The following is a 15770-nucleotide window of genomic DNA, read 5'->3' on the forward strand; positions in this document are numbered from 1 at the left end:
TACCAAAAACGATTTGCTTATCTGGAGAAGAGATGGCAAATTTGTGATCATTATCTGTATTATATCCATTAATTTCGTAATAGATAGAAGGGTTAACTTTGTCGTAGAAGCTGTATTGTAATCCAATAGGTGTTTGATTTATTAAGGATAAAGTTGGAAACAGGAGGGGATAGTTTGGATATTCAGTATCATCCTTTTCGGTGTAAAGATTAGAATCATTTTAACTGAACGTTTCAATCCCTAATAGGGATTTTGGTAAATTGCAATTTGATGGTCCAGGTATTCCAACTGCGTGGAGTGGGTTTCAATCCCTAATAGGGATTTTGGTAAATTGCAATCAATTACAAGCCCAGCAAGGGATGCAGGAGGTTCGTTTCAATCCCTAATAGGGATTTTGGTAAATTGCAATTACTGGCTAATGCTGGTAAGTCTATTTCATGCCATGTTTCAATCCCTAATAGGGATTTTGGTAAATTGCAATAATGGGGAATTTTACGCTCTACCATTAAATCTCGGTTTCAATCCCTAATAGGGATTTTGGTAAATTGCAATGCTACTCATACCACGTCACCTGCTCCAGAAATAAATCGTTTCAATCCCTAATAGGGATTTTGGTAAATTGCAATTAAAGTTGCTATATAGTCTATTGTAAAGCATATGTTTCAATCCCTAATAGGGATTTTGGTAAATTGCAATCTGCTGATGCAGATACTAAGCTTGCGCCCGATTTGTTTCAATCCCTAATAGGGATTTTGGTAAATTGCAATCTTTGCATTTAAGCACTATTTGCCGGGAGTCCCTCAAGTTTCAATCCCTAATAGGGATTTTGGTAAATTGCAATTAATAGCGCTCTAGATGCGAGCAAGCAAGCGCTGGTTTCAATCCCTAATAGGGATTTTGGTAAATTGCAATTTTAGCTTCGGCTTCGGCTCGTTTGAATCCCTCTGGTTTCAATCCCTAATAGGGATTTTGGTAAATTGCAATAAGTTTTTCAGCCAGTTCTCTTATTGCATCTGAAGGTTTCAATCCCTAATAGGGATTTTGGTAAATTGCAATCTAGAATAGGAGTTAGTAGAATCTCTCTAGATGATGTTTCAATCCCTAATAGGGATTTTGGTAAATTGCAATTGCAACGTTCCAAATCCACCCCCAGAAGATGGCGGGGTTTCAATCCCTAATAGGGATTTTGGTAAATTGCAATTCCTGCGGGTGATTTCGGAAGAAGAATATTTAGCATCGGTTTCAATCCCTAATAGGGATTTTGGTAAATTGCAATGCTTTATGTCCAAGTTTTCAAAAGGGGGGCGCGGTAGTTTCAATCCCTAATAGGGATTTTGGTAAATTGCAATTTTTTGAAAGCAGTGGCGGCACCGGCGCAATTTTGTTTCAATCCCTAATAGGGATTTTGGTAAATTGCAATGTGAATTTTCTCAGGGGGTCGATACATCCAAAAATCGTTTCAATCCCTAATAGGGATTTTGGTAAATTGCAATCCGGTTCTAATCCACAATTGTAAGCGCGTGATATGTTTCAATCCCTAATAGGGATTTTGGTAAATTGCAATAGCATTGCTCATGTGCGTCAGGGCCGATCGCCTAACGCGTGATATGTTTCAATCCCTAATAGGGATTTTGGTAAATTGCAATGGGCAGGATTGGTGGGAAGTGGTTTGTTTGCCGTTTCAATCCCTAATAGGGATTTTGGTAAATTGCAATTTCTTCAGGATTTTCTATTGGGTTATCTGCTGGCGTTTCAATCCCTAATAGGGATTTTGGTAAATTGCAATATGAGTTTTGCATTTCCTGTCTGAATTTTCCCAGTTATGTTTCAATCCCTAATAGGGATTTTGGTAAATTGCAATGAGTTCAGCTTTCGCTAATTGTGCTTCTTTATCTGTTTCAATCCCTAATAGGGATTTTGGTAAATTGCAATGGCTGGTGTCTGAAAGCCCTGTTGTATTTGGTTTTCAAGGTGCAGTTGCGCTAACGACTGAATGATAACACAAAGAATAGTCATAGTACAAGATGCAAATCGCTGAAACATAGTTCCCATAAGGTGCGCGGATGGTTTAAAAGTAAAATTGCCCTCAAAGTCTTATATAGATGGAGATGCAACCATTTTTTGCCCCTTCTCATTTTGTACACCTAGCCATCCGCGCATTTGGCAAGAAAATTAGTCTGATTGTAGAGAACTATCTCTATTAAAATAGGCGATCGCCTAATACTTGCACACCTTATACTAAATCAGGGAATACCTCTTGCACAGCAGGATGCACTAAGCGATGATCCTGCACATTCACACCCTTAGCTAATGCTGAGTTAACTTCCAGTGCCTTAATTCCCAAATTCGCCAACTGGACAACATAAGGTAATGTACTATTATTGAGTGCCTGAGTTGCTGTCCAAGGTACTGCTCCTGGCATATTGGGAACACCATAATGCACCACACCCTCTTCAACATATACCGGATTTGTGTGGGATGTAGGATGTAAGGTTTCTATGCAACCGCCTTGGTCAACAGCAACATCAACTATTACAGAACCAGGACGCATTTGTTTGACCAATTCGCGCGATACTAGTATTGGTGCCCTACGTCCCAGTACTAACACTGCACCAATGAGCAAATCCGCTTCAATGACTGCGGCTTCAATATGGGCAGAGTTGCTATAAAGCAATTCGACTCTAGAGCCAAAGAGGGTTTCTAAGTAAGATAAGCGCTCGACACTTACATCTAAAATCTGCACGATCGCACCCACGCCCACAGCAATTTTAGCTGCTTCTGTGCCAACAACGCCGCCACCTAAAATTACTACTTTTCCTGGTTTGACTCCAGGTACACCACCCAAAAGAACACCTCTACCACCTTGCTGACGTTCTAGGAATCTTGCCCCAAATTGTACTGCTAGCCGACCTGCAATCACACTCATCGGGGTGAGCAAGGGTAGTTTGTTAGCACCAAGTTGTTCTACGGTTTCGTAAGCGATCGCACAAGTGCCACAATCAATTAAATGCTCTGTCAATTTGCGATCGGCTGCTAAATGTAAATAAGTAAATAATATCTGCCCTTTCTGCAAAAATTTATACTCAGATGTCAGAGGCTCTTTGACTTTAACAACCAATTCCCGATTCCAAGCCGTTTCTGATGTGAGGACAATTTCGGCTCCAGCATTTCTGTAGTCGTCATCTGAGAATCCAGCACCATTACCTGCTTGCGTCTGGACAAAGATGCTATGACCATTTTCTCGCAGCACCCGCACACTAGAAGGACTTAACCCTACCCGAAACTCTTGATCCTTATTTTCCTTGGGAACGCCGATTTCCATATACCGCCTCTGATAATTTTTTTTGTTTAACTCTACTAGCCTGCCAAGCTCAAGCTTGCTACTTCCCTCTTGCTACTTCCGTATTAGAGATAGCTAATCTCTGTTCTAAGTTTCTTAATTTAATCTGAGTAGCCCCAAACTCTTACCCTTGACTATTGCCCCAGTATTTATACAATATATAAAGAATAGTAACAATTTATTAAAAGAGCGATTGTATAGCTTCCTACTAAGAAGCTTTTGCTGAATTTCTCAAGTCATCTTGGCATTCAAGCACTGCAATCAGCTCATAAGCTACCAAGTGTAGTTAAAGGTTAAAAAGAAAAGAACGAGTCAATTCCTTTAACCTTTACCGCTTATCTCGATTTTCCCAGGCTTCTGCCAGAAGTCTGATATCAATTCCCGTTTGCCAAAAAAAGGTTTCTTAAAAATGACACAAACACAACCAACGATTACACCTAAACTAGAAGAGCCTAAGTTTGGCTTTAACGAATATGCTGAACGCTTGAATGGTCGAGCCGCAATGATTGGGTTCGCTTTGACGGTGGTGATTGAATATGTCAGCAATCAAGGGGTGCTATCATGGCTAGGTCTGAAGTAGTGCCACCAACAAGCACAAGGTAGAAGTTGTAAGCTAGTAGTTAAAAGAGTTTCAACCAGCTGGAACAACCAGTTGGTTTTGACTTTAACAATTAATAGCGAAGTACTTACCCCTAGATACTTTAATTAGACTTATTTGTAAATTATTGCCCTAGAATGTAAGCAAGAGAGGAATCGAAATACCTATTAGTGATTGAAATATTATAGACTTGCAACTACTATATGCAAGGCGATTAAAGACTACATCTTCCTCCCCTACTAAAGAAAATCATAATTAGTGTCTGCCTTCGATAACAAAGGCAAATTATGGGTGAGGTATTCTTGATAAATATACCCGAAAGGTGAACTGGAACCAACCAAGCTGTGATGAATGCTCTATTACCTCGTTTTTTGAAGTCAACCTACCGAAAAGAGCCACTAATTACTGTATTGATAACAATGGGCGTTATGGATGCCCTGATTGGCGGATTCAATGATAGTTGGTCGTTGTTCGCTTTTGGTTTGGGAACGACAGGGATAGCGCTAGCCTTTAAGTTGTGGCGTTTCCAACAGCGTCGTCCTCTACCAGAGGAGCCTGTAGTGCAACATTATTTGCCCTCTCGTTCTTCTAGTCCGCCTTTACCAATGTTAAGTGTTTCTAAGAAAAAACCACGTCTTTAAAAAGCGCAGAGTTATTACTTAAGTAGAACAGCGTTAATAATTAAAGGTTTGTAGTAAGCGGCTCTAGCCCCACTTTGAGAGCTAAAGCCCTCTCTACGAGCCAAATTATTTTTTTAACATTATTTAACATACTTTTATTTATTCTTGCCTACTTACTTAAATAACTCTGCAAAATGGATTGTGATAACCGGATATATAAAAGTGAGGAAAAAGAGTGAGTAGTGAGGGAAGAGGTGGGGGTAATTTTCTGAGGCGGTATATTATCCTGGGATTTATCGCAGCTGTTGCCCTTCCAGTGACTAGCTGGGAAGGGTTTTACATTCATCAGGCTCATGCTGCCATTGAAATAACGCCAAACTCCCAAACTAGCAACAGCTTTGCTAATAATGCCCAACTACTTTACACACTCAAAGGACATAACGGAACCGTTAAATCCCTCGCTTTTAGTCCAGATAGCAAAATTCTTGTGAGTGGAGGTGCAGAAAACGAGGGTGTAATTCGCCTGTGGAATCCAGTAAACGGCAAAAATTTGGGGAATATTACCAAAGCACACAATGCAGCCGTAGAATCTTTATTAATTTCTCCAGATGGGCAAACCCTCGCTAGCTGTAGTGATGACAATACGATTAACCTCTGGAGCCTGAAAAATTTAAAATTTAGCCGCTCTTTTGTCGGACATACCAGTAATGTATTATCTTTAGCAGTATCTCCTGATAGTAAAATTCTCATCAGTGGAGGTTTGGATGGGATTCGTCTGTGGGATTTGCTACAGCAACGCCCACTTGGTACTCTAGTAAGTTTTGATAATTTGATTTATACCCTAGCGATTAGTCCTGATGGACAGACTTTGGCTAGTGGCGACAACAAGGGTGTAATCAAGCTGTGGAATTTGAGTACTGGTAAATTAATCAGTGAATTTGTAGCTCATTCTAATGCTGTTAGCGCTGTCATCTTTACACCAGATGGACAAACATTAGTTACTGCTAGCCGCGATCGCACCATAAAACTGTGGAATATTAATACTGGAGAATTAGTCCGCACGCTCATCGGACATAATAACTGGGTGAATGCGATCGCGATTAATCCCGATGGACAAACTCTTGCTAGTGCCGGTAGAGATGGGATTAAGTTGTGGAATTTAACTACAGGTGAGTTAATAAATACACTGAGTGGACATACAGACTGGGTAAGCGCGATCGCTTTTAGTCCAAATGGTAAAATTCTTGCCAGTGGTGGATTTGATCAAAAAATCAAGATTTGGGGGATTCCACTCAAACGTAAGTAATAGTGAATACCAGAACCCCGACTTCTTCAAGAAGTCGGGGTTCTAAATTGTCTTAGATTTTGACCGAAAAGGGGACTTCAGTTTTTGCCATATTTGCTAAAATTTGGTCTTGCCTTTTCAGAATTGTTATATTGACTGAAGCTCTACGCTTACCGGAAAACTTGCAGGACTTACGCAAAAAGGCAGTGAAAGCCTTGATTTACCGTAGGGGCAATTCATGTAGCTTTAGCTTCCCGCAGGGTATTGCCCCTACATTTCGTACCTGATGCGTAAGTCCTAACTTGTACAAAATCAACCAAAGCTCAGATACCCCAAATGTTGAATAATTGTGAATACTTGATGAAAATACAGCCGAGCTAATATCTTATCCAGCAAATTACTGTAACTATAAACATAGCTAATTTAAAATCATCTATGCAGTTACTTGCCCTCTAGAATCGGAACAATTTCTGAACTTGGACAATCTTAGAAATGGTCATCGTCAGTAAATGCACTCAGTTGATACTCCTCGCTCTAAAGAGACGTTCGCCTTAGCGTCTCGAAGAGAGGATTCTTGAATCAATGAGATCACTTAACTTGGAGTCCTTGCGTCATCCAAGCCAGAGGTGAGACTCTCCTCAAGCGTTACTTTGGGTATGCCCTACCCTAGTTGCATTGCTGAGGCAGTGCGTTGGGCGGCTATGCCGACTTCTACTCCTTCGGAGAACCCGCAGGGTAGCAACTGCCGTGGAAGTCCTGTTTAACTTGAAACGATTTGTTTCAAAATTCTGAGTCGTCCAGCTCCTATAAATCTTTTACCTACTGCTAGGAGGAAACTAGAACAATGCAGTAGAACCGCATAGATTTAATTGTCTTCGCGTTAGCGTCTCCCCTTGGGAGAAGGTTCAGTATTGCCTCTCGGCGACAAGGTGTAATAAGCGGGTTGATTACCTTATCCACTATAATTAGAATACCACACCTTGAGGTAGTTATCAATGTCTAAGCCTGAAGTATTTATCACCTTCCGCGTGACTCAACAGGAAAAAGATTTGCTGAAACTCTACTGCGAACAAGAGGCAAGGAACCAAACAGAAGTACTCAGAGAGTTGATCCGGTCTTTGAATCGGAGAATCAAAAAGCCGTCTGATCTATGATGGGGCTTTAAACCCATTTTTTCGGTAAAAATCACTATCTCGCCTGAAGCAAAGGTTTACAGCCCTTGAGCGCTATTTGCAAGCTATGACAACTTGTTACTTAAATAATGTTTAATTTTCCCGAACTGCTTTTGATCCCCATTTAGATAGAATGAATGACTAGGCAGAACCCTAAAACTCAAAACCGCTTTTGACTGCGACGCCCATGAATCAATTGAACAATGGTTTTACGCTATTTCTAAGTCTGCTAGTCGAGGCGATGCCTTTTTTGCTTCTTGGGGTTTTACTCTCCAGTTTGCTGCTGTTTTTTGTTGATGAGCGCAAATTAGTCGAAAAAATGCCCAAAAATCCGTTGCTGGGTGCTTTAGTTGGCAGCATGATCGGCTTTTTATTTCCGGTGTGTGAGTGCGGGAATGTACCGGTAGCGCGGCGGTTCCTGATTCAGGGAGTACCCACACCAGTCGCAATTGGTTTTTTGCTAGGAGCGCCAACAATTAACCCAGTTGTAATTTGGTCAACTTGGACAGCATTTCGAGATCAGCCAGAAATAGTGGTCTTACGAGTCGTATTTTCCCTAGCAATTGCCACAATTATCGGATATGTTTTCAGTTTTCAAAAGGACTTAAATCCGATAGTCCAACCTGCGATCGCTCGTTATATGAAGTTTAATCCACCTGCACAGCCTGAAAGCAAACGCCGTGGGAAACCTTACCAAGTCGAACAGGAAGCAATGGTACCGAATATCTTGCAATCTGGGACTTATATCTTAGGAGGAAAAGCAGGTATACCTCTGCGGATAGATGCTAATTTCATACCGCCTACCTCAAACTCTACTTCCAATAAACCGCTTGCAGATAAACTGCGCCTAGTTGTGGATAATAGCATCCAAGAATTCCGAGAGCTGGGCGGAATCATGGTTTTAGGAAGTGCGATCGCTGCTGCTATTCAAATCCTCGCTCCCCGTGAATTAATTCTCAGTTTGGGTGCTGGGCCGATTACCTCAATTGTGGTCATGCTGATATTAGCAGTAGTCGTGTCAATTTGTTCTACAGTTGATTCTTTCTTTGCCCTATCTTTTGCCTCAACCTTTAGCAGTGGTTCATTGTTAGCATTTCTAGTCTTTGGGCCAATGATTGACATCAAAGGTATTGGTTTGATGTTATCCATTTTTAAACCCAAAACTGTTTTTTACTTATTTGCTTTAGCAGCGCAATTAACATTTGTGTTCACCCTTTTTCTGAACTTGCACGTCCTTTAAAAAATTATTTGTCATTTGTCCTTTGTTAATGACCAATACTTCTCTACGAGAGGCTGCGCCAACGGCAACGCTCAGTACAAGTGACTAATGACCAATGAATAACAAAAATCCCAAATCTAAAATCCGAAATCTGTTACTCCCTTGGCTGGATGCTATAGCAATTACAGCTTGGGGCGTTTTGATGTTGAGATATTGGCTAACTAACAAGCTGAACCTGTTGATTCACCCAAATTACATTTGGTTTGTAGTCCTGACTGGTATCAGCTTGATCATTATTGGTTTCTTCAAGATGCAGGAACTTTGGCAAAGGCGTCGCCGTGATCTGATGTCAAACTCCCCGCATATTAGTTTATTTCCCCCTGGTTGGGGCAGTGCTTTGTTGTTGAGTACAGCGATTCTAGGTTTTATCATTACACCGCAAGTTTTTGCTAGTGACAAAGCACTCCAAAGGGGTGTGACGGCTGATTTATTGGGAAGCACACGCGTCAAACCCCAAGCTTTTCGGGCTACTGTTCGTCCAGAGGAGCGATCGCTTGTAGACTGGGTACGCACTGTCAATGTCTATCCTGAGCCAGATACATATACAGGTCAAAAAGTCAAGGTGCAGGGCTTTGTCATCCACCCGGCGGATCTAGGAAAAGAATATTTGTTTTTAGCACGATTTGTCTTAACTTGCTGTGCCGCAGATGCTTACCCTGTGGGCTTGCCCGTCAAACTACAAGATAATCAAGAGCGTTACTCTGCTGATAGTTGGCTGGAAGTCGAAGGACAAATGGTAACAGAAAATTTGGCAGGTAAACGCCAACTTACTATTGCCGCTACCTCTTTCAAAAAGATTCCTCAACCAGAGAATCCTTATAGTTATTAGTCATTTGCCCAATGCCCAATACTTCTCTACGAGAGGCTACGCCAACGACAACGCTCAGTACAAGTGCCCAATACTTCTCTACGAGAGGCTGCGCCAACGACAACGCTCAGTACAAGTGCCCAATGCTTAACGACAAATGATTAAATCTAAAGCATTTATCCAACCACTGGATCGGATAGCGATCGCACTAATGCTACTGTTGAGTGTGCTGATTGGGTTAATCTTATTGCAAGGTGATGTGGTAACTGCTCGTGTCCGGGAATTTACCTGGCAAAATCAACAAATTGGGGCAGAAGATAACTCCTTTACCCTCACCTTCAGTCGCCCAATGGAAATAAAAAGTGTAGAGGATAACTTAAAAATTGAGCCACCCCTAGCAGGTAAATTTAGTTGGGCAGGGCGGCGGATGGTTTATACACTGCTAACACCAGCACCCTATGGCACGAATTATAAAGTGCAGTTACAGGGAGCCAAAGATAAGTTTGCCCAGCAAGAAGGCAAAAATCGGCTGATACAGCCCTTTGTTGGTAGCTTCCGCACACGCGATCGCGTCATCCTTTACATCGGAACCAATCAAGAAGAACAGGGACGGTTAGTTCTTTACAACTTGACTCAAGAGCAAAAAAGGATACTTACCCCTAAAGACTTGATAGTAATTGACTTTGAGTCATTTCCAGATGGGGAGAAAATTTTATTTTCTGCTCGCGCCGCAAATAACCAAGACTTACTTTCAGCCCAACTCTACACAGTGACAACAGGCGTTTCTGGTAAATCTGGACAAGAAGCAGAAGCAGGAGGCAAAGTTGACCTGACTTTAGATAGTAAAGATTATCAAAACCTAAAATTTGACTTATCACCTGATGGGCAAACTATTGTCATCCAGAGGGGAAATAAAACTAATCCTGGCGACTTTGGATTATGGTTTATGCCAGCAACCAGTGACAGTTCAGGAAACAAAACCGCCCCGAAACGCCTAAAAAGCCAACCGGGGGGAGACTTTATGATTACGCCAGATAGTAAAGCCGTAGCAGTTGCCCAAGGACAGGGAGCAGCGATTTTACCACTGCAAGATGATGCCAGTAAACCCCTAGATTTTCTACCGCAGTTTGGTTTGGTACAGGCTTTCTCCAAAGATGGCTCTCAAGCAGCGATGGTAAAGTTTAATACAGATTACACGCGAGATTTATTTTTGGTGACAAACCAAGGTGTGCAGAAACAGCTATTAAAAACTACAGGCTCAATTCTCAGCTGCCAATTTGACATCGCCTCACCCACCCTCTACTGCTTGCTGACACAGCTAGTATCCAAGGAACAATACATAGAACAACCTTATGTGGTGGCAATTGATCTGAAAACCGGGCAACAGAAACCACTGCTAGTACTGCCTCCCGCTCAACGGAATGTGCAAATGACTTTATCTGCCGATGGTTTGGGCTTATTATTTGACCAAGTAGTACCGCAGACAAACCCGACAGCATCATTACCGGCAAACACTTTAAAAACTGATGATGGAGATGCGATCGCTACCAGTAGCCTATGGTTAATGCCTCTGTTACCCATCGCTGATGCTGCGACTGTTGAAATTAGACCAGAAAAACTCCCCTTAGCCGGATTTCATCCCCGGTGGCTACCTTGAAATAGAGGCAAGGGAGCAAGGGAGTTAACAATTCAAAATTCAAAATTCAAACATTTTAGACATTTCAGACGGGAATTTAACCCCGACTGAAAATGATGCTACATCTACATATAGATGTAGGGGTATTGAACCCTTGATTTTACGATAAAACAGAATGGTTAAGAATTTTTAGTAGGGGAATACTACTCCCTGATCTCCCTTATCTTGTGCGACGAGGATTTCGCAACTTTGGAAATAGCATCAAGCGCAAAATCGAGATCAGCCCGCGAAACATCTAAATGAGTGACTGCCCGAATAGAATGACCAACGGCTCCCATTTTCACACCATGCTGCTGTAACAGAGTCAGAAACATAGCGTTGTCGAGTCCTAGTCTTGAAACATCAAAGAAAACAATGTTTGTCTCAGGTTTTGGATCTCGAAGTGTAATTCCTTCGATTTCACTTAGCCGTTGAGCCAAATAAGTTGCGTTGTCGTGATCTTCTTGTAGACGTTCAACATGATGGTCAAGCGCATAGAGACAACCTGCTGCAACAATGCCAGCTTGACGCATTGCGCCACCAAAAATGTGTTTATATCGACGTGCTTCAGCGATGAACTCCCGTGTACCCGCAAGAACAGCACCGATTGGTGCGCCCAGTCCCTTAGTAAAGTCAATCCAGACGGAATCAACACAGCCAGCAAAATCCTTGGCTGTAGTTTGAGATGCAACAACTGCATTTAAAAGCCGTGCCCCGTCCATGTGGGTAGCTAAACCTTTTTGCTGGGAGAACTCGCAAACCTCACGTAGTTCATTGAGCCGCCAAACCGAACCCCCTCCAAAATTGTGGGTTTGCTCTACACACAATAAGCGGGGAATTGCAGAGTAAAGGTAAGGAGCAGTTGCGACTCTTTCAAGTGATTGAGCCAGAGCATTAACTGTAAAAATTCCTCGAGCGCTGGCAATCGGTTCCATCAGCACACCAGAAGTCATCGCTGCACCCCCCGATTCAGCTCGAATAATATGTGCCATTTGTTCTACTAGCACCACATCAGCAGGGCGAGTATGGGTCTTGATTGCCACAAAGTTGCAAATGGTTCCACAGGCAAAGAAAAGAGCGGCTTCTTTGCCTAGTAAATCTGCAACCCGTTCTAGCAATTGATTAACGGTCGGATCTTCTCCTTTTTGCTCATCTCCAACTTCAGCCGTGGCGATCGCTTGTCGCATGGCCAGTGTCGGCTTTGTTTCAGTATCGCTTGTTAGCAGAATCATCAGCATTCCTAGAGCAGGTATATATTGGTTTAATGCTCATTTAGTCAAGTTTGCTTCATCATAAAAGTTATTTTCCACTTATGTGAATGATAACCGCTATAGCGGTTATCAGTTGAGTAAGGTACAAGAACCCTACCCCCACCTCATCGCTTGCGGGGAGGGGGCTATGATGTACTTCATTTGATTAGGAAAAGCTATATCAATGAATACAAGATTGCCTTTACAATACTCGAATGAAAAGGCAAACCTGATCAGCGTGCTTATTTGGTTCTAATCGCATCCAGAACTTTGGCTGACTTTTCTCCAACAAAAGTATTATTCAGCATCGTATGAGAATCATCAGTTGGGCCTACATCAGAATCTGGATGATAGATAATAATTCTTAAGGAATCATCAATCGCACTGAAGCTATGTAACTTGTTTTCTGGAAGACAGAAGACCGTTCCCGGCTCCATTTTGAAGGTTCCTTCGTTCACCTGACAAGTTCCACTACCCGCAGCGACAAGCCCAATCCGCAATGAGGGATGGGTATGGGGGGTTTGCGATACACCTGGAGGAACGTAGAGGAAATTCAAGCAGGGTTCTCCACGTCTTAAAGGATTAATCAGAACTGTAGAAGAGCAACCATCAATATAATTCAATCGCCCTAATGGTTCAATAGGCCCCCCAATTGTGAAAAGTCCAGTGTAGTTGAGTCGTGTTGCGACTAACACTTGGGCTATACCATCTAAAGAAAAGTTCCCTGGAACTGCGGCAAAGCAGTTTTTTCGCAATAAGAACTCTCCGTTATTGCTGTTGAGGGTAACTTCGCCCTCTGACACAAATAGAAAGTGTGTGTCTTTTTCACTCTGATTAACTTTGATAGAATTGATAACCCAACAAGCATTCGATGGATGACCCGCCATCGTGTAGTCAAGTTTTGTCGCCTCTAGGAATCGCTGACAGTAAAACTTCTGGTAGTCTTCTATAGGAATGCTAAATAGTTCGGACTCAAGACAAATATTTTGGGCTTGTTTTTGTAATAGCGTTTCGGTTAAGTGTTGCATAATTTATATGTGTTATTTGTGCCTTTTTACGTAGTGGAAAACTCGGTTATTCCAATTATTATTTAATAGATAAATTAAAAATCATATCCGTTTAATTACTTAAATATTTGGTGTTTTTAGTTCATTAATGTACAATGTAACTTATAATACAAGTAGTAAAGTATACTTTAAACAATTTTCTTGTAGCCATTAAACAAGCTTGACATATTGAAGGTAAATGGTTAGGAAAAGCCTCTTGCTAAATAAGCTTGAAATTGCTTGCTAGGACTGTATTTACTCAGAAAAACCCCCTATGAAGTTGAGATTATTCTTTAAAAAATTTTTATTATATTACTTAAGTAAATTACTACCTCTTCAACAGAATTTTATGAGTATTTGTATTTAACTATTATAGGTTCCTGATATTTTAGTTCTAGCAGAAGCTCTTAGCTGTTTGCTGACATGAATTAGCGATCGCCCAAAATAACAGAATAATACTTGAGTACTTTACATATTGACCATCATGTAAATTATAAGCTTGTTAAGCTAAAAGTCTTACTCTGCCTTGTTCACAGGCTTTACCTCCCGTTAAACCAGGAGGCTCTAACTCCTACAAGAGATTACAAAGCTCTGCCTTTTAAGTAGAGGTAAGTTACAGTTGATTGTCTCTGCCAATACGTAAGTACTATAAAAATAGTATTGATATAGTAGATACTTGTACTGACATCTATTCTAAGTAATAAACAACTCAGCATAAAAACGTATTGAGGGATACATTTTTTATTTAGATATTAAGGGGGATGCGATTATAGACAATAATTTATGTGGTGAGGTAGTTTTTCCATGTAGAAAAACTTCATCAGCCAGTTTAGTTTGTAAGCATCGGTTTTCTCTTCTCTGCCGCCTATCCCCAAAAGCAGCTTAGAATTCCCCTTCCGTCTCTTCTTGACGGGTAAGAGCATCGTAGTGTTATAACGGCATCAGTCTAGATACAAAATGGGGAACACCAATTGATAATTAATTGCTGGTGCTTGGAGAGAGTTAAACTTAGCTTCTAGAGCAAACCCTGATTAGACACAGTTAATAAGCAATGCTAATGCCAGCACTGCTAAATATTTTTAAGCAGGTGGGTCAAGAGTGATGAATGAAGCTGACACCTCAAACAAGGGGGCTGTGATCGAATCCCTAAATTCTGCTAATTCGCCACAATCAGAGCAGGCGAGTTGTCCCTTTTACGCAGTTGTGCCTAATGACAATATGACAGTTAGAAAACTGCCACTCCTCATGCCAGCTGAAGATAGACAATTTTCACAAGATACCATCCAGCAGGACTGGGTTGCAGAGCCGGAAAGCGGCAAACAAGCACTTATTGACTCGGAATTTCAGAACCTGCTGGCATTGAATGAAGAATTGCGTGCGGCTAACAATAACTTGTATGGACAAGTCGAGCAGCTAAAAGATAACTTAGCTGAGTCTGAAAAGGTTTTGCAGTGGCAGAAAACGCGTTCGAGCGTTAGTGAGTCGATGCTCAACCAACATACTCAGGAACTGGCTGCGGCTCAAGAGCAGATAAAATCCCTATTTCAACAATTAGAAACTGCTGTACAAACTGTTCAACGCCAGGAACTTTTTATTAATAGTTATAAAGCACAGCTACAAATTAGCCAACAACGCCTCGCCCAGTTAGAGCGAGAATGTACGTTGCTACACACTAACAGCAACGAACAGTCTCAGCAGCTATTGCAATCAGAAAATGCTTGTCGGGAATTACGTACTAGACTGATGCGACAACAACGCCAGACGCTGCAATTTAAAGCAGCTTTGGAAAAATGTCTAGATCCACCTCGGACTACCTATGACTCCCTAGAGGATACTGCAAAACATCCCAAAGATATAACCAGTGGACAAGGAAGATTCTCTAAAAAAGCTCGGTCTTTGTTTCCTAACGCCCAGCCAATTCAACCTTGGTCAACAGAATCAGAATCGTTGACTGATGATTTAGATAATTCTTGGGGCGAACCATCAGTACCACTCCCATTTCAAAGAAATGAAGCCACTCCGACAGCATCATCTTCTTGGAACTGGTCAGTTAATAAAGACACGCTAACGCCAGTACAACCGGAACCCTCTGCAAAAATTGATGATTCCCCAAATACACCAGAAGCTGTTTCACCTTTGGGTTCATCAAATTTAGATCAGCAATTAGATAGTCTAATCCAAATGTTTTTCACCTCCCAGACTGCATCTGCATCACCACCGCCGGCTGCGAAAACGGATGTCGATAGTAATCCGCCTATCTGGGAGACTTTAGCAACAATCTTAGAAGACGATGAGGAGCTAGAAAATCCACAGGAGGAGCAATTGGAAGCAGAAATTAATCGCCTTGCAACTACCTCCACTTCTGGAACGATAGATTCTGGGCTTTCACCAGCCAATAATTTACCAGTTTCCTCTACTTCACCTCACACCGAGACGCCTGTTGAAGAAACTGAAGACTATTGGTCAGATTCACAATTGACGCAGTTGGAATTGTCGGCGACTGATTTTTCCCCAGAGTCATCAGGTGATAACACTGATGATGCCAATTCACCTTCACCAGTGGTTTATCCCCAGCGTCCACCCAAGGGGCGTAAGTCATTGGCATCTGTGGAACTGCCGAATTTTCGCCCCAAGAGTTAAGAGAGACGCGATTAATCGCGTCTGTACAGGAGTTTGGAGTCAAGTGTCAACTGATTA

The 15770-nt window shown here is 41.8% G+C and carries 11 protein-coding genes and 1 CRISPR repeat array; of the genes, 8 read left to right on the forward strand and 3 right to left on the reverse strand.

Translation table 11 applies throughout. From position 1 onward, the window contains the following. Window positions 1-230: 230 nt before the first annotated feature. A CRISPR array of direct repeats spans window positions 231-1932; the repeat unit is 37 nt; unit sequence GTTTCAATCCCTAATAGGGATTTTGGTAAATTGCAAT. A gap of 301 nt (window positions 1933-2233) precedes the next feature. After that, on the reverse strand, window positions 2234-3322 hold the full coding sequence (gene ald / locus V7K15_RS26365; protein WP_334910371.1) for an alanine dehydrogenase: 1089 nt from the start codon (window positions 3320-3322) through the stop codon (window positions 2234-2236). 427 nt (window positions 3323-3749) lie between these two features. Here ald and V7K15_RS26370 point away from each other — a divergent pair, with 427 nt between their 5' ends. The 7 genes from V7K15_RS26370 to V7K15_RS26400 all read left to right on the forward strand — a co-directional run bounded on the left by V7K15_RS26370 (window position 3750) and on the right by V7K15_RS26400 (window position 10759). Then, on the forward strand, window positions 3750-3920 hold the full coding sequence (locus V7K15_RS26370; protein WP_334910373.1) for a hypothetical protein: 171 nt from the start codon (window positions 3750-3752) through the stop codon (window positions 3918-3920). Between the two features lie 365 nt (window positions 3921-4285). Next, complete coding sequence (locus V7K15_RS26375; protein WP_334910375.1) at window positions 4286-4579, forward strand: hypothetical protein; 294 nt, start codon at window positions 4286-4288, stop codon at window positions 4577-4579. A gap of 214 nt (window positions 4580-4793) precedes the next feature. Further along, window positions 4794-5864: a WD40 repeat domain-containing protein gene (locus tag V7K15_RS26380; protein WP_334910377.1), complete on the forward strand. Its 1071-nt coding sequence runs from the start codon at window positions 4794-4796 to the stop codon at window positions 5862-5864. 974 nt (window positions 5865-6838) lie between these two features. Then, window positions 6839-6997, forward strand: coding sequence for a CopG family transcriptional regulator (locus V7K15_RS26385; RefSeq protein ID WP_334910380.1), 159 nt, complete (start codon window positions 6839-6841; stop codon window positions 6995-6997). Between the two features lie 205 nt (window positions 6998-7202). Next, on the forward strand, window positions 7203-8255 hold the full coding sequence (locus tag V7K15_RS26390) for a permease (RefSeq protein WP_334910382.1): 1053 nt from the start codon (window positions 7203-7205) through the stop codon (window positions 8253-8255). 94 nt (window positions 8256-8349) lie between these two features. Further along, the gene (locus V7K15_RS26395) at window positions 8350-9123 is read left to right on the forward strand and encodes a TIGR03943 family putative permease subunit (RefSeq protein WP_334910384.1); all 774 of its coding nucleotides are present in this window, start codon (window positions 8350-8352) and stop codon (window positions 9121-9123) included. A gap of 136 nt (window positions 9124-9259) precedes the next feature. Next, window positions 9260-10759 (forward strand): Ig-like domain-containing protein, encoded by a 1500-nt coding sequence (locus V7K15_RS26400; RefSeq protein WP_334910386.1) that lies wholly within the window; start codon window positions 9260-9262, stop codon window positions 10757-10759. A gap of 182 nt (window positions 10760-10941) precedes the next feature. On the opposite strand, the gene V7K15_RS26405 is transcribed toward V7K15_RS26400, so the two are convergent. Together V7K15_RS26405 and V7K15_RS26410 are read right to left on the reverse strand one after the other, a co-directional pair. Continuing rightward, complete coding sequence (locus tag V7K15_RS26405; protein WP_334910388.1) at window positions 10942-12009, reverse strand: threonine aldolase family protein; 1068 nt, start codon at window positions 12007-12009, stop codon at window positions 10942-10944. A gap of 260 nt (window positions 12010-12269) precedes the next feature. Then, window positions 12270-13055 carry a cupin domain-containing protein gene (locus tag V7K15_RS26410; protein ID WP_334910390.1) on the reverse strand — a complete coding sequence of 262 codons (786 nt, stop codon included), beginning with the start codon at window positions 13053-13055 and terminating at the stop codon, window positions 12270-12272. A gap of 1119 nt (window positions 13056-14174) precedes the next feature. On the opposite strand from V7K15_RS26410, the gene V7K15_RS26415 reads away from it, so the two are divergent. Then, window positions 14175-15713: a hypothetical protein gene (locus V7K15_RS26415; RefSeq protein ID WP_334910392.1), complete on the forward strand. Its 1539-nt coding sequence runs from the start codon at window positions 14175-14177 to the stop codon at window positions 15711-15713. Window positions 15714-15770: the final 57 nt, after the last annotated feature.

The sequence above is a fragment of the Nostoc sp. genome, from assembly GCF_036919815.1.
GTDB lineage: Bacteria > Cyanobacteriota > Cyanobacteriia > Cyanobacteriales > Nostocaceae > Nostoc.